Source organism: Avibacterium endocarditidis (assembly GCF_002921145.1).
Lineage (GTDB): Bacteria > Pseudomonadota > Gammaproteobacteria > Enterobacterales > Pasteurellaceae > Avibacterium > Avibacterium endocarditidis.
In genome coordinates this window covers 31,654-48,220 of sequence record NZ_PQVI01000065.1, presented here as the reverse complement: position 1 = coordinate 48,220, position 16,567 = coordinate 31,654, and the positions used below count along the sequence as shown (strand labels likewise).

Here is a 16,567-nt window from a genome sequence, read left to right as displayed (position 1 = left end):
AGATGTTCGCTAGTGGGTTACGTCCCTGAGCCGATACTTAACATCTTATGAATCGGTTTCCTATTGTTGGTGTGCAAGCTTACCTTGGCGCAAGCCCTGATGTAAGAAGCCTAAAAACGATAACGACTGATTCCCTTGAACCGTAGGGTTCAAGGACCGACCACTCACAACGGCATCTCGGGTTCTTCCATAAAACAATGAACCTCACAACTCGCAATCAACAACGCCAAATTATTCGCCAACAAATTCGTCAAATTACGGCAATCTCTTAGCCCAGCTGAGCAAAACCTTGCTGAACAAAAAATCACTCAACAAGCCCTTGATCTCATGAAAAAAAACAAGCTAAGCATATCGGATTGTATCTTTCGTTTGATGGCGAAATCTCAACAAAACAGGTCATTCAGCAATTATGGAAAAAAAACATCGCTGTTTATCTGCCCATTCTGCATCCTTTTTCAGCTAATAATTTGCTCTTTCTCCGCTATCACCCAAACAGCCCATTGCAAAAAAATAAATTTGGCATCTTAGAGCCCAAATTAGACGTCCGAAATGTTCTCCCAACTAATGAACTTGACATCATATTTACCCCACTTGTCGCCTTTGATAAACAAGGCAACCGCCTTGGAATGGGTGGCGGCTTTTACGACCGCACTTTGCAAAACTGGCAACAAAAAAACTTCCTCCCCATCGGCTTAGCCCACCAATGCCAACAAGTGGACGTATTACCCGTAGAAAGCTGGGATATCCCGTTGTTTGGGGTGTTGGTGGGGTGATAAGTTAATAAAATAATAAGTGCGGTGCAATTTTCACGATTTTTTTCGTTTCGCTCTCGGGTGTGCGGAATCGTAAACCTGTGCTAAATGTTGGAAATCAAGGTGGGTGTAAATTTGTGTGGTAGAAAGATTGCTATGCCCAAGTAGCTCTTGCACGACACGTAAATCAGAGCTGCTTTCAAGCATATGCGTGGCGAAAGAATGGCGTAGTTTATGAGGGTTCAAATGGCTAGATAGCCCTTGTTTAATACCCCACACTTCCATACGTTTCTGGATTGAACGGTGGCTCATTCGGTTACCAAGCTGGCTAACAAACAAGGCATCATCTTTTGGATTAAATAACAACCGCACTTTTAGCCATTGCTGAAGCGCGTGCGAAGCATAGCGCCCAAAAGGCAAAATTCGCTCTTTGTTGCCTTTCCCGATTACACGCACTTCACGTACTCGCAGATTGATGCTATTTAAGTTCAGCCCTTGCAATTCAGATAAACGCAAACCTGAACTATACATTAGCTCTAGCATCGCTTTATCCCGCAAATCGATTGGCTCTTTACTGTCGTTGGCTAATAATTGTTGAACCTGTTCGTTATCCAAATTTTTAGGTAAATGCTTGCCTTGCTTCGGTGCAGATACGCCAACCGCAGGATTCACAGAAAGCTCACCTTGCTGTACAAGAAAGCTCAAAAATTGGCGTAATGCCGATAAGCGCAAGGCTAAACTTTTTCGTGTAAGCCTGCTTTTTGCTTTGCGCTAACACAAAGCGCACCACACTGGGGGTTACCTGCTGCCACTGAGAAATTTCATTTTCCTGCAACAACGCCACCACCGCCTCAAGCTGACGCTGGTAATTGCTCAATGTATGTGGACTTACCTGCCGTTCAATGCGCAGATAATTCCAATAATTATTGAGTTGTTGGTGCATTTCAATTTCTCTATTAAAAACAACGTGAAAAACAAAGTGCGGTAATAATGGATAATTACAACCTAATCACCCCATCATAAATATGCGTGGCATCGCCTGTCATATAAAGTGGGTGGCCTTCGCCTTGCCATTCGATAGTCAAGCTGCCACCGGGAAGATCCACTTGCACTTTGTTATCCAAAAGGCCTTGCATAATGCCCACCGCGGCGGCGGCACAAGCGCCACTGCCACAGGCTTGGGTTTCGCCAGCACCGCGTTCATAAACGCGTAATTTAATGTGGTTACGATTAATCACTTGCATAAAGCCTGCGTTTACGCGTTCAGGAAAACGTTCGTGGCTTTCTAATAGAGGGCCTAATTGCTCTACATTAGCGGTGGTAATGTCTTCCACTTGCACCACGCAATGTGGGTTACCCATAGAAACCGTGCCACATAGCACGGTTTGAATGTCGGTGCGTAAAATGTAGTTTTTCTCGAATTTGTTGGCGATAAATGGGATCTTCGCTGGTTCCCAAATAGGTTCGCCCATATTCACGCGGATCATTCCGTCATCTTGCACCGTTAGGATCATTTTGCCTTTGGCGGTGCTGACTGCGATGTCTTTTTGTTGGTTAGCCCTTTCATTGTCACAAAGCGAGCAAAACATCTCGCACCATTGCCACATTGTGCCACTTCACTGCCGTCAGCGTTGAAAATGCGATAGTGAAAATCCAAATCAGGATCATAAGGTGGCTCAACCACTAAAAGTTGATCAAAGCCAATTCCTGTGTGGCGATCCGCCAATTTTTAATGGTTTCCGTTGGAAAGTAAACATTCTGCGTTACCGCATCCACCACCACAAAATCATTGCCTAATCCGTGCATTTTGGAAAATTGCATTTTTCCGTCCTTATTGAAAATCGTTAATTAGGCGCAATTATAAAGGTGAAGTGAGATTGAGTAAACTCTCCATTAGTGCAACCTATCGTTCTAAAATGATTAATAGATTTTTTTTAAATTTTTTTCATTTTACTCTTGAAATTGCCAAATTAGTCTTCACTTACTTGAACAAGCCAAGCCGTACAAGCTAGGCAACAGAATTTAATATTGAGGAAGAATAGATTATGAATATAGAAAAATTTACTACTAGATTTCAACAAGCCTTGAGTGAGGCACAATCTTTAGCTTTAGGCAAAGATAATCAGTTTATTGAACCAGTGCATTTAATGACCGCACTTTTAAATCAAGAAGGCGGATCTATTGCCCCGATTTTAACCGCCAGTGGCGTGAATGTGGCATTATTCCGCAATGAGCTTAATGCTGAACTCAACCGCTTACCGCAGGTTTCTGGTAACGGTGGTGATGTGCAGATTTCACGCAACTTGGTGAATTTATTAAATTTATGCGACAAGCTCGCACAGCAAAAACAAGATAAATATATTTCATCAGAACTCTTTTTATTAGCCGCGTTAGAAGAAAAAGGCAGCTTAAGCGAAATATTACGCAAGTGCGGTGCAAAAAAAGAGAATTTACAACAAGCGATTGAACAAATTAGAGGAGGTCAGTCAGTGAACGACCAAAACGCAGAAGAAAGCCGTCAGGCATTAGAAAAATATACTATTGATTTAACCGCGCGTGCGGAAAGTGGCAAATTAGATCCTGTGATTGGACGTGATGAAGAAATTCGCCGTACTATTCAAGTGTTACAACGCCGGAGTAAAAATAATCCAGTATTAATTGGTGAGCCAGGTGTTGGTAAAACCGCGATTGTTGAAGGCCTTGCGCAGCGTATTGTAAATGGCGAAGTGCCAGAAGGGTTAAAAAACAAACGCGTACTTTCCCTTGATATGGGCGCATTAATTGCGGGGGCAAAATACCGCGGTGAGTTTGAAGAGCGCTTAAAAGCCGTGCTTAACGAAATCGCCAAAGAAGAAGGGCGTGTGATTTTATTCATTGATGAAATTCATACAATGGTTGGTGCAGGTAAAACTGACGGCGCAATGGACGCAGGTAACTTATTAAAACCTTCCCTTGCACGTGGTGAATTGCACTGTGTGGGCGCCACCACCCTTGATGAATATCGTCAATATATTGAAAAAGATGCCGCACTTGAGCGCCGTTTCCAAAAAGTCTTTGTGGACGAACCAAGTGTTGAAGACACCATCGCTATCTTGCGTGGTTTGAAAGAACGTTATGAAATTCACCATCACGTTCAAATTACAGACCCTGCAATCGTTGCGGCGGCGACACTTTCGCATCGTTATATTTCAGATCGTCAATTACCAGACAAAGCCATTGATTTAATTGACGAAGCGGCATCCAGTATTCGTATGGAAATCGATTCCAAACCGCAACCATTAGATAAATTGGAACGCCGTATTATCCAATTAAAATTGGAGCAACAAGCGTTACAAAAAGAAGACGATAACGCCAGCCGCAAACGCTTAGAAATGCTTGAAAAAGAATTAGCTGAAAAAGAGCGTGAATATGCGGAATTAGAAGAAGTGTGGAAAAGCGAAAAAGCAGCGCTTTCTGGCACACAGCATATTAAAGCAGAATTAGAAAATGCACGCACCCAAATGGAACAAGCGCGCCGCGTGGGCGATTTAAACAAAATGTCTGAATTGCAATACGGACGCATTCCAGAGCTTGAAAAACAACTTGCTCAAGCAGAAAGTGCAGAGGGCAAAGAAATGCACTTGTTACGCTATCGTGTAACTGATGAAGAAATTGCAGAAGTGCTTTCACGTGCCACCGGTATCCCTGTTTCTCGTATGATGGAAGGGGAAAAAGAAAAATTATTGCGTATGGAAAAAGAATTACACAAACGTGTAGTTGGACAAAATGAAGCCGTGGTTGCCGTTGCGAACGCCATTCGCCGTAGCCGTGCGGGATTATCCGATCCAAATCGCCCAATTGGTTCATTCTTATTCTTAGGGCCAACAGGGGTAGGTAAAACTGAATTGTGTAAAACCCTTGCCAACTTCTTGTTTGATGATGAAAACGCAATGGTACGCATTGATATGTCTGAGTTTATGGAAAAACACAGCGTATCTCGCTTAGTGGGCGCACCACCGGGATATGTGGGCTATGAAGAAGGTGGTTACTTAACCGAAGCCGTTCGCCGCCGCCCATACTCTGTGGTGTTATTAGACGAAGTAGAAAAAGCGCACCCAGATGTCTTTAACATCTTATTACAAGTGCTTGATGACGGACGTTTAACTGATGGTCAAGGTCGCACCGTAGATTTCCGTAATACCGTGGTGATTATGACCTCAAACTTAGGTTCAGACTTAATCCAAGGCAATCAAGATCTTGGCTATGAAGGAATGAAAGAAGTGGTAATGTCGGTGGTTAGCCAACACTTCCGCCCTGAGTTTATTAACCGTATTGATGAAACAGTGGTGTTCCACCCATTGGATAAAGAAAATATTTGCACCATCGCGAAAATCCAATTAAAACGTTTAGAAAAACGTATGGAATCACACGGCTACCACTTAGCCTTCACGGATGCAGCGTTAGACTTCATCGGCGAAATTGGTTATGACCCAATTTACGGTGCAAGACCGCTTAAACGTGCGATTCAACAAGAAGTGGAAAACCCACTCGCACAACAAATTCTCTCAGGGGAATTAATCCCAGGGAAAACCATTACCCTTGATTACGTTGATGGTAAAATCACCGCAAGTCAATCGTAATTCTTCCCCAAAAAGCACCGCACTTTCACTTTATTAATGCGGTAATGACAGCCTCGCGAAAGCGAGGCTTTTTGTTTGTCAAAGGGCGGTGCTTTTAGTCATTCTCAGATTAAGCTATAATGCCAGCTACATTTATTTAGCGAAGGAATTAATTATGCAAAATCCAAAAGATGATGTGCTTTATGCCCCTGTTGAGTGGGTTGATCATAGCGAAGGCTATACGGATATTCTTTATCACAAATCCACCGATGGCATTGCCAAAATCACCATTAACCGCCCAGAAGTGCGTAACGCCTTTCGCCCGCAAACGGTGAAAGAAATGATCAATGCGTTTTCTGATGCACGTTTTGACGAAAATATTGGCGTGATCGTGCTAACAGGACAAGGGGAAAAAGCCTTCTGCTCAGGCGGCGATCAAAAAGTGCGTGGCGATTACGGCGGTTACAAAGATGACGCAGGCGTACATCACCTAAACGTATTGGATTTTCAGCGTGATATTCGTAGCTGCCCGAAACCTGTGGTGGCAATGGTGGCAGGTTATGCTATCGGTGGCGGCCACGTTTTACATATGCTTTGCGATCTGACCATTGCAGCGGAAAATGCCATTTTCGGTCAAACAGGCCCGAAAGTGGGATCATTCGATGGCGGTTGGGGTGCAAGCTATATGGCGCGCATTGTAGGGCAGAAAAAAGCCCGTGAAATTTGGTTCTTATGCCGTCAATACAACGCCCAAGAAGCCTTAGAGATGGGCTTGGTGAACACCGTTGTGCCTTACGCAGAGTTAGAAAAAGAAACCGTGCGTTGGTGTCGTGAAATGTTGCGTAACAGCCCAATCGCCCTGCGTTGCTTGAAAGCTGCCTTAAACGCCGATTGCGACGGACAAGCAGGCTTACAAGAACTAGCTGGCAATGCCACAATGCTGTTCTATATGACGGAAGAAGGGCAAGAGGGTCGTAACGCCTTCAACGAAAAACGCGCCCCAGATTTCGCGAAGTTTAAGCGTAACCCATAAGCAAAAGTGCGGTCAAAAAATCACAGTGTTTTTTGACCGCACTTTGGTTTTCATTCATCTTTTAATTTTATCGCCTTAACATCAGGAAAAAGCATCAGGAAAAAGAATGAAACAGGAAATTCGCTGGCAACAACGTTTACAAAATTATCAACGTGCATTGGCTCAACTTTCGGAATTTATTCAGCAGCCGAGTTTAAATAAATTTGAACAGCAAGGTTTGGTGCAGTGTTTTGAATATAACTATGAACTGGCTTGGCGAGTGATGAAAGATTATTTGACCTATCAAGGCATTAGCGATATTCAAGGCAGCCGAGATGCGATTCGCAAAGCCTTTCAGATCGGGCTAATCACTGATGGGCAAGATTGGTTGGATATGGTGAATGATCGTATTTTATCCGTGCATAGCTACAACGAAGCAACCGCCGCCCAAATTAGCGAAAAAATTTACCGCACTTACTACCCGCTCTTTTGCCAATTTGAACAAGAAATGGTCGCGTTATGTCAGGACAATCAGGAAAATTTGGTTTAAGTGAACGCACACTTTGCGATTTAACCCGTCTGTTTCAAGCTCACCCAGAGATCGAACAGGTGATTATTTATGGCTCGCGGGCAAAAGGCACACAGCGGGCGGGGTCAGATATTGATCTCACCTTAGTGGGAGAACAGCTTTCAGAAAGCACATTAAATCATTTATTCGGTGAGTTACAAGAATCGGATATTCCCTACTTAGTGGATTTATCGCTGTATCACCAGCTCACGCACCGCGATCTCATTCAGCATATCCAACAAGTGGGGCAAGTGATTTATCAAAAGAAGGAGCAAAATGCCTAATGCAAACTATTTCACTTAAAAAACTCGTGTTATTTTGGACGGGAGTGGTTGGTCTGAATGCGGCGTTGTGCTTTTTCTTCGGGCTATTGGTGGCGAGTGATGTGATGTCTGTACTCGGAATGGTAGTGGGGGTGTTGTGCTTTATCGCTTTTTACACCTTTGTCGATTATCAATTACTTCGCCGTAATCAATTACAATGGCACAAGGCATTGCGTCAAAGTAGTTGGCTGAAAGCCCTGTTGCAAGGTACGGTATTTTTCCATTTTTCTATCGAATTTTTTTGTGGCTTCCTTGCCTTAGCCGTGCTGGAAGGCTTTTTCAAAGGGCTGATTCCCCCCTTTTGGCATAGTTTATTTGCGACACTCATCACGGGCTTGTTGCTTTCTTTTATCCTTTTGCTCATCAGCGTTCTGCTGATTGTCATTAAAAAAATTTGCCTGTAACCCCCATACTCAAGGAGAAACATAATGCGTTCTTATCAACTTTATCGTTACCAAATTCCGATGGATTCCCAAGTGGTGCTGCGCAATCGCTTTTTGAAATTGCGTGAAGGGTTGCTAGTGCAAATTCGTTGTGGCGAACACGAGGGGTGGGGGGAAATTGCTCCACTGCCTGAATTTAGCCAAGAAACTCTTGAACAGGCAGAAGCCCAAGCCAAGCAGTGGCTAAAAGATTGGGACGTGGCACGCAGTCAAAATCAAAAATTATCCCTTGAGGGGCTTTATCCTTCCGTGGCGTTTGGGCTAAGTTGTGCCTTGGCAGAAATGAAAGGCGAATTGCCGGAGCAAGGAAATTACCGCACAGCGCCCCTTTGCTATGGCGATCCTGATGAGCTTTATGCAGAGCTAGATCAGCTCGAAGGGGAAAAAGTAGCAAAAATTAAAGTAGGGTTATATGAGGCAAATCGTGATGGCTTAATCGCGGATATGTTTTTAGAAGCCATTCCCGATTTAAAACTTCGTTTAGATGCCAACCGTGCTTGGACACCAGCGAAAGCGCAGCTGTTTGCCAAATATATTAAGCCTGAACATCGTAGGCGTATTCAATTTTTGGAAGAGCCTTGCAAAACCCCTGAAGAAAGCCGTCAGTTCGCCGCTGAAACAGGCATTGCTATCGCGTGGGACGAAAGCGTGCGCGAGCCAAATTTTCAAGTGAAAAAAGAACCGCACTTAGCGGCGATTATTATTAAACCGACTCTAGTGGGCAGCCTTGCGCGTTGTGTTGAACTGATTGAACAGGCCCATCAACAAGGCATTATGGCGGTGATCAGCTCATCTTTAGAAAGCAGTTTTGGGTTAACCCAACTGGCTCGCATTGCACAGCGTTACACGCCAGATACCACGCCGGGCTTGGATACGTTAGATCTTATGCAATATCAGCTTATTCGCCCGTGGCAAGGTTCAACGTTACCATTATTGGAACTGAACAGCGAAAATATCGTCAAAGTGAATATGGATTAAAATTTGCATTGGTTCGACCAGCCATAAGGCAACGGCAATTTTTAGAAAAATCATTATAATGCAACAAGTTAAAGGGAAAAGGATTAATTATGTCAGCATCTGCACGAATTTTGTTACTTAATGGCCCGAATTTGAATATGCTAGGCAAACGTGAGCCAAAGCATTATGGCAGTCTTTCTTTGCCCGCCATTGAGCAACGAATGCAGGATCTTGCAGCCGCACATCAAATTGAATTAACCTGCTTTCAAGCGAACAGCGAAGAAAAATTGATCGATAAAATTCATCAAAGTTTCCAACAGGTGGATTTTATTATTATTAATCCCGCGGCTTATACGCACACCAGTGTTGCGCTGCGTGATGCTTTGCTGGCTGTCGCTATTCCTTTTGTGGAAGTGCATTTGTCTAATGTGCATAAACGTGAGCCGTTCCGTCATCATTCTTATTTTAGTGATGTGGCAGAAGGCGTGATTTGCGGATTAGGTGCGCAAGGCTATGAATTTGCTTTCCATTATGCGCGACAATATTTAGCAAATAAGGCATAATTTGCCGAAAATTTCGCGAAATTGACAGAATTTTATCGCAAAAAGGATCGTTTTCAGGTAATCTTTGCCACGGAAATTTAAGTTTAAAAACCACCGCACTTTGTGTTAGCCATAAAGTGCGGTGAAAAATATTCACATTTTAGGAAAAAACTATGGATATTCGTAAAATTAAAAAACTCATCGAATTAGTTGAAGAATCAGGCATTATGGAGCTTGAAATTTCTGAAGGCGAGGAATCTGTTCGCATTAATCGTGGTTCACCTTCAGCCACTGCGGTGCAATATACCGTACCAAGTGTTGCCCCTGTTGCACAGCCTACAACCCCAGCAGTTACACAACCAACCCCAGTAGCAGAAGTGCCAGCGGTTACGGAAGTATCAGGTCATCAAGTGCGTTCACCAATGGTGGGAACGTTCTATCGCAGCCCAAGCCCAGATGCCAAACCATTTGTTGAAGTGGGACAGACCGTGAAAGTGGGCGATGCCCTTTGTATTGTTGAAGCAATGAAAATGATGAACCGCATTGAAGCTGACAAAGCAGGTGTGGTAAAAGCGATCTTAATTAATGACGGTGAACCGGTTGAGTTTGACGAGCCGTTAATCGTTATCGAATAATTCATTTCTATTTAGGCGGAGCGCGGCTTCGCCTTACAATTCTAAGAGATAATTCTTATGCTAGAAAAAGTTGTTATTGCCAATCGTGGAGAAATTGCGTTACGCATTTTGCGTGCTTGTAAAGAGCTAGGCATTAAAACTGTGGCGGTGCATTCCACCGCTGATCGCGATCTCAAACACGTTTTATTGGCAGATCAAACCGTTTGTATTGGCCCCGCGCCTTCAACCAAAAGTTATTTGAATATCCCTGCGATTATTGCTGCGGCAGAAGTGACAGGCGCGGACGCAGTTCACCCAGGTTATGGCTTTTTGTCTGAAAATGCTGATTTTGCCGAGCAAGTGGAACGCTCAGGCTTCACCTTTATTGGCCCTACTGCGGACGTAATCCGTTTAATGGGGGATAAAGTGTCTGCCATTAACGCAATGAAAAAAGCCGGCGTGCCTTGCGTACCGGGTTCAGATGGCCCTGTTGGCAGCGATATGAAGAAAACAAGAAATCGCTAAACGCATTGGGTATCCTGTGATCATCAAAGCCTCTGGCGGCGGCGGCGGTCGTGGTATGCGCGTGGTGCGTGATGAAAATTCTTTAGAAGAATCCATCGCGATGACCAAAGCGGAAGCCAAAGCGGCATTTAACAACGATATGGTTTATATGGAAAAATATTTAGAAAATCCACGCCATATTGAAATCCAAGTGTTAGCAGATACGCACGGCAATGCGGTTTATTTAGCAGAGCGCGATTGTTCAATGCAACGCCGTCATCAAAAAGTGGTGGAAGAAGCGCCAGCACCAGGTATTACCGAAGAAATGCGCCGTGATATTGGTTCACGTTGTGCTAAAGCCTGTGTGGAAATTGGCTATCGTGGTGCGGGGACATTTGAATTCTTATATGAAAACGGTGAGTTTTACTTCATCGAAATGAACACCCGTATTCAAGTAGAACACCCTGTAACTGAGATGATTACCGGCGTGGATTTGGTGAAAGAGCAATTATTAATCGCTTCAGGCCTACCGCTTTCTATCAAACAAGAAGACATTAAAGTGCGCGGCCACGCCATTGAATGTCGTATCAATGCGGAAGATCCGAAGAGCTTCTTACCTTCACCAGGTAAAATCGAACATTTACACGCACCGGGTGGTTTAGGCGTGCGTTGGGATTCGCATATTTACACAGGATACAGCGTGCCACCGCATTATGATTCAATGATTGCCAAATTAATCACCTATGGGGATACCCGTGAAGTGGCCATTCGCCGTATGCAAAATGCCTTGGCTGAAACCATTATCAGCGGAATTAAAACCAATATTCCATTGCACGAATTGATCCTATCCGATGAAAACTTCCAAAACGGTGGCACAAATATCCACTATTTGGAGAAGAAATTAGGAATGCACGATTAATTGCATTATTTGATCGAAAGGCGTTTTAGATAACGCCTTTTTTATTGCGGCATTTTTTCTTTATTTTGTATAAAAGAGCGGTGCAAAATTGTGAAATTATTTTGGCGAGAAATATTCCTAGCAATCTCTTTTCTTGCTCAAAAGCAATAACGATTAACCGACAATTTTCAACATATTTAAGGTGATTTTTGTCGATATATTTTGCTAAGATTAGACGCGGGCGAACAACGAGGTTCGCCCTCGATTTTGCTAGCAATAAAGGTGAAAAATACAGGAGTGCAACTCACACTATGAAACAACATTCTCGTTATCAGCAAGCGACAAAAGAAGCGCGTTGGGCATTTGGCTTGACCTTGCTTTATGTTCTGGGCTGGTGTTTATGTGCTTATTTGCCAAAAGGGCAGCAAGGGCCTTTGGGCTTTCCGCTTTGGTTTGAGCTAGCCTGTATTTATTTGCCCGTGCTATTTATTGTGGTGGCTTATTGGGTGGTAAAAATCGTCTATCAAGAGATTGATTTAGAAAATATTGAGCCAGAAAACAAGGACACTGAGCAAGGACGTTAAATAAGGATATTGGAACAATGAATCTTGGCATTATTTTCCCCCTAGTGATTTATCTTGCCTTTGTGTTTGGCGCGGCGATTTATGCTTATACAAAACGTTCCAAAGGGGATTTTTTAACAGAATATTATGTGGGTAACCGCTCAATGACCGGCTTTGTGCTAGCGATGACCACTGCTTCCACCTATGCCAGTGCTAGCTCTTTTGTGGGCGGCCCAGGTGCGGCGTATAAATTTGGCTTAGGCTGGGTGTTGCTTGCAATGATTCAAGTGCCTGCGGTATGGCTGGCATTAGGCGTGCTTGGGAAAAAGTTCGCCTTGCTCTCGCGTGAAAGTAAAGCCTTAACGATCAATGACTTATTGCTTTATCGTTACAAAAATAAATATTTGGTTTGGATTTCTTGTATCGCCTTGCTCATCGCCTTTTTTGCCGCAATGACGGTGCAATTTATCGGTGGTGCGCGCTTGTTAGAAACTACCATTGGCATTAGCTATACCAATGCGCTACTGATTTTTGCCGTTACCGTGGGGCTTTACACCTTTATTGGCGGATTTCGTGCCGTGGTGCTAACCGATACCATTCAAGGAATGGTGATGATTCTTGGCACGATCATTTTGCTCGGCGCGACCATTTATGCTGCAGGCGGAGTAGAAAGTGCGGTGCAAAAACTTAACGAAATTGATCCGCACTTAACTAGCCCTTATGGGCCAAATGATATGTTCGGCTTTCAGTTTATGGCCTCTTTCTGGATTTTAGTCTGCTTTGGCGTGGTAGGCCTGCCACACACTGCGGTGCGTTGTATGGCGTTTAAAGACAGCAAAGCCTTGCATAACGGAATGTTAATCGGCACAGTGGTACTGGCTTTAGTGATGCTGGGTATGCACCTTTCGGGAGCATTAGGGCGTGCTATTCTGCCTACCTTAGAGGTGCCAGATCAGGTGATCCCAACCTTAATGTTGCAAGTGCTACCGCCGATTGTGGCAGGGATTTTCCTTGCTGCGCCAATGTCTGCCATTATGTCCACCATTGACGCGCAACTGATTCAATCATCATCAATTTTTGTGAAGGATTTATATCTCAGCGCCAAGCCAGCAATGGCACAAAATCAGAAAAAATTAGCTGGATTTCTTCAATAATCACGCTAATTTTGACCGCACTTTTGATCTTAGCTGCGTTAAATCCACCCCAAATGATCATCTGGCTCAACCTTTTCGCCTTTGGGGGCTTGGAAGCTGCCTTTTTATGGGTAATCGTGCTGGGGCTATATTGGCAAAAAGCTAATGCCGTTGGCGCAATTTGCTCAATGGTGGTGGGCTTGGGCAGCTATGTGGGCTTAACGGCCGCAAGTATTAAACTGTTTGATTTTCACGCCATTGTGCCGTCTTTATTGTTTGGCTTAATTGCCTTTTTGATCGGCAACAAATTTGGTGAAAACGCAACAAAATAAACTAAGAAGGAAAAATTATGGCTTGGGTTCAAATCCGCATTAATAGTACTAATCAACAAGCGGAAACGATCAGTGATTATTTAGAAGAAATCGGTTCAGTTTCGGTAACCTTTATGGATAGCCAAGACACCCCGATTTTTGAACCGCTCCCTGGGGAAACCCGTCTGTGGGGCAACACCGATGTTATCGCCTTATTTGACGCGGAAACCGATATGCAACAAATTGTCAGCTTGCTGAAAAGTGCGGGGCATTTAAGCGAAGAAACCGCTTATAAAATTGAACAAATTGAAGATAAAGATTGGGAACGTGAATGGATGGATAATTTCCACCCAATGCAGTTTGGCAAACGCTTATGGATTTGCCCAAGCTGGCGTGAAGTGCCTGATGAAAATGCGGTGAACGTGATGCTCGATCCCGGCTTGGCTTTTGGAACTGGCACGCACCCCACCACCGCACTCTGTTTAGAATGGCTCGATAGCTTAGATTTGAATGGCAAAACAGTCATTGATTTTGGCTGTGGATCGGGGATTTTAGCGATCGCTGCGTTGAAATTAGGGGCGAAAAGTGCCATCGGCATTGATATTGATCCGCAAGCTATTTTAGCCAGCCGCAACAACGCAGAACAAAATGGCGTGAGCGATCGCCTACAACTCTTTTTAGCCAAAGATGCACCGCAAGATCTGCAAGCAGATGTGGTGGTGGCCAATATCTTAGCTGGGCCATTAAAAGAACTCGCACCAACCATCAGCCAGCTCGTAAAAAAACAAGGTAAACTCGGGTTATCAGGCATTTTAGAAAGCCAAGCACAATCTGTTTGCGAAGCCTATCAAGAGCAATTTTCCCTTGATCCCGTGGCAATCCGCGAAGAGTGGTGTCGTATTGCAGGAAAGCATAAATAGGGTTTAAGCGCTAAAATCCCTTTTTAGCGCTGCTTTTTCTATGCGAGAAAGTAAGGTTAAAAAACAAAACTTAAATTAAATTGTAATTCAGTTTGCTTATAAGAATAAAGCCAATCTACATTACTACGATTATGTGTTCTTTTAACGATTACATTAGGTGTTACCCTTCTATAAAACACATTGGGAAAAGCCAAAATCGCTTGATAAATGAATTGATTATCTTTTCTTTGCGTTTCTAAAATAGCATTGTGCTGCAAATAGCGGGTATTTTTTATCGAAGCAAGTAAGGTCAGATTTATTTTGTCATTAAATTGATGATAAAGTCCGAATCTCGCCCCAAGCATTTGATAGCCATTTGTTTTATCTTTAACTTTGCGGTATATCCCATCTACTCCCGTAAATAATGTAGTGTTATTGGTAGGCGTGTAATACCAGCTGGCATATAAAGAAGAAATGTCCGCTTTATCTATCGCACTGTAACCAGCGTTATAAAACAAATGTTTTTGTTCAAATTGCACATTGAGAAAATGTTTTTTAAAAAGAGATTGCATCCATTCTAAATGCCCCCCAAAAGCGTGATAATAACGCTGATTGGCATACCATTCATATTCAAAAAGTGGAGCAATAATGAGCTCTTTTTTCGCATTTTGAAAAGCATATCCAATATAAGTTTTAAATGTGGTATCATTATATTGTCGAGCCGTTGGATAATATTGTCCTTCACTATTGAAATAAATATTTATTCCGTGATGTCCCATTAAATTAAATTTTTTATTTAAGCTGAGTTCATATCCCCAACCTTTTGCGTTAATCGCTTTAGGGGCCGCACGTTCAACGACGCAAGTTGTGCCAGAAAATAACAGACAGCGATAATGTTCTGAGGATTGATTGATATTTTTTTGATAGCGATACCCCACACGTAATCCACCGTGCCATTGCTCTCGCTCTTTTAAAATTTGTAAATATTCCTTTAATAATGTGCTCACTTCATTGGGTAATGGCATTTGAACAAACTGAGAAAACAGTTTACTGGCTTCTTTATTCTTTTTATTTTCAAATAGAATGCGTGCTAAATCTAATTGTCCCCGTAAAAAATCAGGTTCAGATTGTAATAATTTTTGATATTCAGTTTCCGCCTTAGCTAACTCTCCACGTTGACGGGCGAGTGCTCCTTGAGCAAACCATACAAGTTCTTTTTTATGTTGGGGAAATTGGCGATATTGCAGTAAAAATTTTTCTGCATAATGCCAAAGTTGCTGATTTACCGCAATATAAAGGGCTTGCCCGACATCGGCTTCAGTATTTGCCACAGAAAAAGATTGTCCATCTAAGGTGATTTCATTTTCTTGCTGGTTTGCGGTAGTGAATAATGCTGCTTCTTTTTGTTGTTGATTGATTTTTTGTTGCGAGTCTTGCCATAGTTGCAGAGATTGTTCTGCATTTTCATCTGCATAGCTTGGCAAAGCTGTAAGAAAGGCAACGCCCAACAAAATTAAAACATATTTTTTCATAGGCTATAACATCTAATATAAATAGGAAAAAGGGGGAAGGCCCCCTATGAATTTATTTATTTTTGCTACCACCAAAGGCAGTGTCATATTTGTGATCTGTAAATTTAGCATAACCTGCTAACGTCGCAGCATCTTTACCAAAGAAATGTCCTTGGCTTGTTCCATCAACTACGCCATTTGCTTTGGCAGAACCTGAGAAACTAGCATCTGATTTTATTTTGGCATTAACTTCTACTGTTAAATCTTGACGTGAAATATCCCCTTTTAAGGTTTTATTTCTAAAGTCAGCGGTAAACTGCCCTTTTAACACCCCTTTATTAAGATCATTGTTGTTATTGATACCTGTTACAGTATAAGTGGCTTTACCACCTTTTGGTAAGGCAACGGTTTTATCATTTCCCGCATAATACACCACGCGATCTTTTGTCGCATCGGCATCACGCGCCACCCATTCGCCATAATACAGCTCTTGCTCACCCACTTTTTTGAACGCAAAGTTGCCAAGTTTATTATGGAATCCAGGTACCCAGCTTGGCATATTGTTCATTTTGAGCACAACTACGCCATCATTATCAATACCACCAAAAGCACGCATCCATTGGGTGTTTTTGGTAATTTTAGTTAAGGATTTAAAGCTCGTCACTTTAGAGCTGACACCTTTAACTTCCACACCAGGTAACCCTCCTTCATCAGAATGGAACCAACCATTATGTGCAGCAGATTCGTTGGATACCAATAATCCAGCATTACCATTAGAAATGCCTGAAGTGACGGCTCCTTGAGCAGTGAGGCAAGCCAATAAGGTCACACTAAGTGCGGTCATTTTTAAAGAAATATTTTTCATACTCTTTTCCTTTTTGAGAATGGGGATGTTCCCCGTTTTATTGGCATCATTACGATGCATTTTGGTCATTTCCC

The 16,567-nt window shown here is 43.0% G+C and carries 12 protein-coding genes, 1 other RNA gene and 5 pseudogenes; 14 read left to right on the top strand and 4 right to left on the bottom strand.

Translation table 11 applies throughout. The features are described from left to right. Together ssrS and C3Z13_RS04885 are read left to right on the top strand one after the other, a co-directional pair. Positions 1–188, top strand: a non-coding RNA gene (ssrS, locus tag C3Z13_RS04890) — 6S RNA; the annotation flags it as partial. Positions 189–197: 9 nt separating this feature from the next. After that, positions 198–773, top strand: a pseudogene (locus C3Z13_RS04885) (5-formyltetrahydrofolate cyclo-ligase). 33 nt (positions 774–806) lie between these two features. On the opposite strand, the pseudogene xerC reads toward C3Z13_RS04885, so the two are convergent. Continuing rightward, positions 807–1,695 (bottom strand): annotated as a pseudogene (gene xerC / locus C3Z13_RS04880) (tyrosine recombinase XerC). Positions 1,696–1,750: 55 nt separating this feature from the next. Further along, positions 1,751–2,573: pseudogene (gene dapF / locus C3Z13_RS04875) on the bottom strand (diaminopimelate epimerase). A 224-nt stretch (positions 2,574–2,797) separates the two neighbouring features. On the opposite strand from dapF, the gene clpB reads away from it, so the two are divergent. From clpB to prmA, 12 genes and pseudogenes are all read left to right on the top strand, one after another. Continuing rightward, positions 2,798–5,371 (top strand): ATP-dependent chaperone ClpB, encoded by a 2,574-nt coding sequence (gene clpB / locus C3Z13_RS04870; protein WP_103855184.1) that lies wholly within the window; start codon positions 2,798–2,800, stop codon positions 5,369–5,371. Positions 5,372–5,525: 154 nt separating this feature from the next. Further along, the gene (gene menB / locus C3Z13_RS04865; RefSeq protein ID WP_103855183.1) at positions 5,526–6,383 is read left to right on the top strand and encodes a 1,4-dihydroxy-2-naphthoyl-CoA synthase; all 858 of its coding nucleotides are present in this window, start codon (positions 5,526–5,528) and stop codon (positions 6,381–6,383) included. A gap of 106 nt (positions 6,384–6,489) precedes the next feature. Next, a complete protein-coding gene (locus tag C3Z13_RS04860) occupies positions 6,490–6,912 on the top strand; it encodes a nucleotidyltransferase substrate binding protein (protein ID WP_103855182.1) in 423 nt (140 codons plus the stop codon). Further along, complete coding sequence (locus tag C3Z13_RS04855; protein WP_103855181.1) at positions 6,882–7,214, top strand: nucleotidyltransferase domain-containing protein; 333 nt, start codon at positions 6,882–6,884, stop codon at positions 7,212–7,214. The genes C3Z13_RS04860 and C3Z13_RS04855 overlap by 31 nt, the downstream gene beginning before the upstream one ends. Further along, positions 7,214–7,657, top strand: coding sequence for a hypothetical protein (locus tag C3Z13_RS04850; protein WP_103855180.1), 444 nt, complete (start codon positions 7,214–7,216; stop codon positions 7,655–7,657). The genes C3Z13_RS04855 and C3Z13_RS04850 overlap by 1 nt, the downstream gene beginning before the upstream one ends. Positions 7,658–7,681: 24 nt before the next feature. Next, complete coding sequence (gene menC, locus C3Z13_RS04845; protein WP_103855179.1) at positions 7,682–8,674, top strand: o-succinylbenzoate synthase; 993 nt, start codon at positions 7,682–7,684, stop codon at positions 8,672–8,674. Positions 8,675–8,763: 89 nt separating this feature from the next. Then, positions 8,764–9,216, top strand: coding sequence for a type II 3-dehydroquinate dehydratase (gene aroQ / locus C3Z13_RS04840; protein WP_103853692.1), 453 nt, complete (start codon positions 8,764–8,766; stop codon positions 9,214–9,216). Positions 9,217–9,368: 152 nt separating this feature from the next. Continuing rightward, a complete protein-coding gene (accB, locus tag C3Z13_RS04835; protein ID WP_103855178.1) occupies positions 9,369–9,830 on the top strand; it encodes an acetyl-CoA carboxylase biotin carboxyl carrier protein in 462 nt (153 codons plus the stop codon). A gap of 57 nt (positions 9,831–9,887) precedes the next feature. Then, positions 9,888–11,232: pseudogene (gene accC, locus C3Z13_RS04830) on the top strand (acetyl-CoA carboxylase biotin carboxylase subunit). A 290-nt stretch (positions 11,233–11,522) separates the two neighbouring features. Then, positions 11,523–11,795 carry a YhdT family protein gene (locus tag C3Z13_RS04825; RefSeq protein WP_103855177.1) on the top strand — a complete coding sequence of 91 codons (273 nt, stop codon included), beginning with the start codon at positions 11,523–11,525 and terminating at the stop codon, positions 11,793–11,795. Positions 11,796–11,812: 17 nt separating this feature from the next. After that, positions 11,813–13,239, top strand: a pseudogene (gene panF, locus C3Z13_RS04820) (sodium/pantothenate symporter). A 17-nt stretch (positions 13,240–13,256) separates the two neighbouring features. Then, positions 13,257–14,138 (top strand): 50S ribosomal protein L11 methyltransferase, encoded by an 882-nt coding sequence (prmA, locus tag C3Z13_RS04815; RefSeq protein WP_103855176.1) that lies wholly within the window; start codon positions 13,257–13,259, stop codon positions 14,136–14,138. 56 nt (positions 14,139–14,194) lie between these two features. Here prmA and C3Z13_RS04810 read toward each other — a convergent pair whose 3' ends face one another. Next, complete coding sequence (locus C3Z13_RS04810; protein WP_181022013.1) at positions 14,195–15,448, bottom strand: surface lipoprotein assembly modifier; 1,254 nt, start codon at positions 15,446–15,448, stop codon at positions 14,195–14,197. A gap of 253 nt (positions 15,449–15,701) precedes the next feature. Then, positions 15,702–16,493: a Slam-dependent surface lipoprotein gene (locus C3Z13_RS04805; RefSeq protein ID WP_103855174.1), complete on the bottom strand. Its 792-nt coding sequence runs from the start codon at positions 16,491–16,493 to the stop codon at positions 15,702–15,704. Between the last annotated feature and the right edge of the window lie 74 nt (positions 16,494–16,567).

Bases quoted from the DNA above. Each gene is read 5' to 3' on its own strand.
- C3Z13_RS04805 (WP_103855174.1), bottom strand. From the start codon at position 16,493: ATGAAAAATATTTCTTTAAAAATGACCGCACTTAGTGTGACCTTATTG.
- C3Z13_RS04825 (WP_103855177.1), top strand. From the start codon at position 11,523: ATGAAACAACATTCTCGTTATCAGCAAGCGACAAAAGAAGCGCGTTGG.
- clpB (WP_103855184.1), top strand. From the start codon at position 2,798: ATGAATATAGAAAAATTTACTACTAGATTTCAACAAGCCTTGAGTGAG.
- prmA (WP_103855176.1), top strand. From the start codon at position 13,257: ATGGCTTGGGTTCAAATCCGCATTAATAGTACTAATCAACAAGCGGAA.
- menC (WP_103855179.1), top strand. From the start codon at position 7,682: ATGCGTTCTTATCAACTTTATCGTTACCAAATTCCGATGGATTCCCAA.
- accB (WP_103855178.1), top strand. From the start codon at position 9,369: ATGGATATTCGTAAAATTAAAAAACTCATCGAATTAGTTGAAGAATCA.
- aroQ (WP_103853692.1), top strand. From the start codon at position 8,764: ATGTCAGCATCTGCACGAATTTTGTTACTTAATGGCCCGAATTTGAAT.
- C3Z13_RS04860 (WP_103855182.1), top strand. From the start codon at position 6,490: ATGAAACAGGAAATTCGCTGGCAACAACGTTTACAAAATTATCAACGT.
- C3Z13_RS04855 (WP_103855181.1), top strand. From the start codon at position 6,882: ATGTCAGGACAATCAGGAAAATTTGGTTTAAGTGAACGCACACTTTGC.
- menB (WP_103855183.1), top strand. From the start codon at position 5,526: ATGCAAAATCCAAAAGATGATGTGCTTTATGCCCCTGTTGAGTGGGTT.
- C3Z13_RS04850 (WP_103855180.1), top strand. From the start codon at position 7,214: ATGCAAACTATTTCACTTAAAAAACTCGTGTTATTTTGGACGGGAGTG.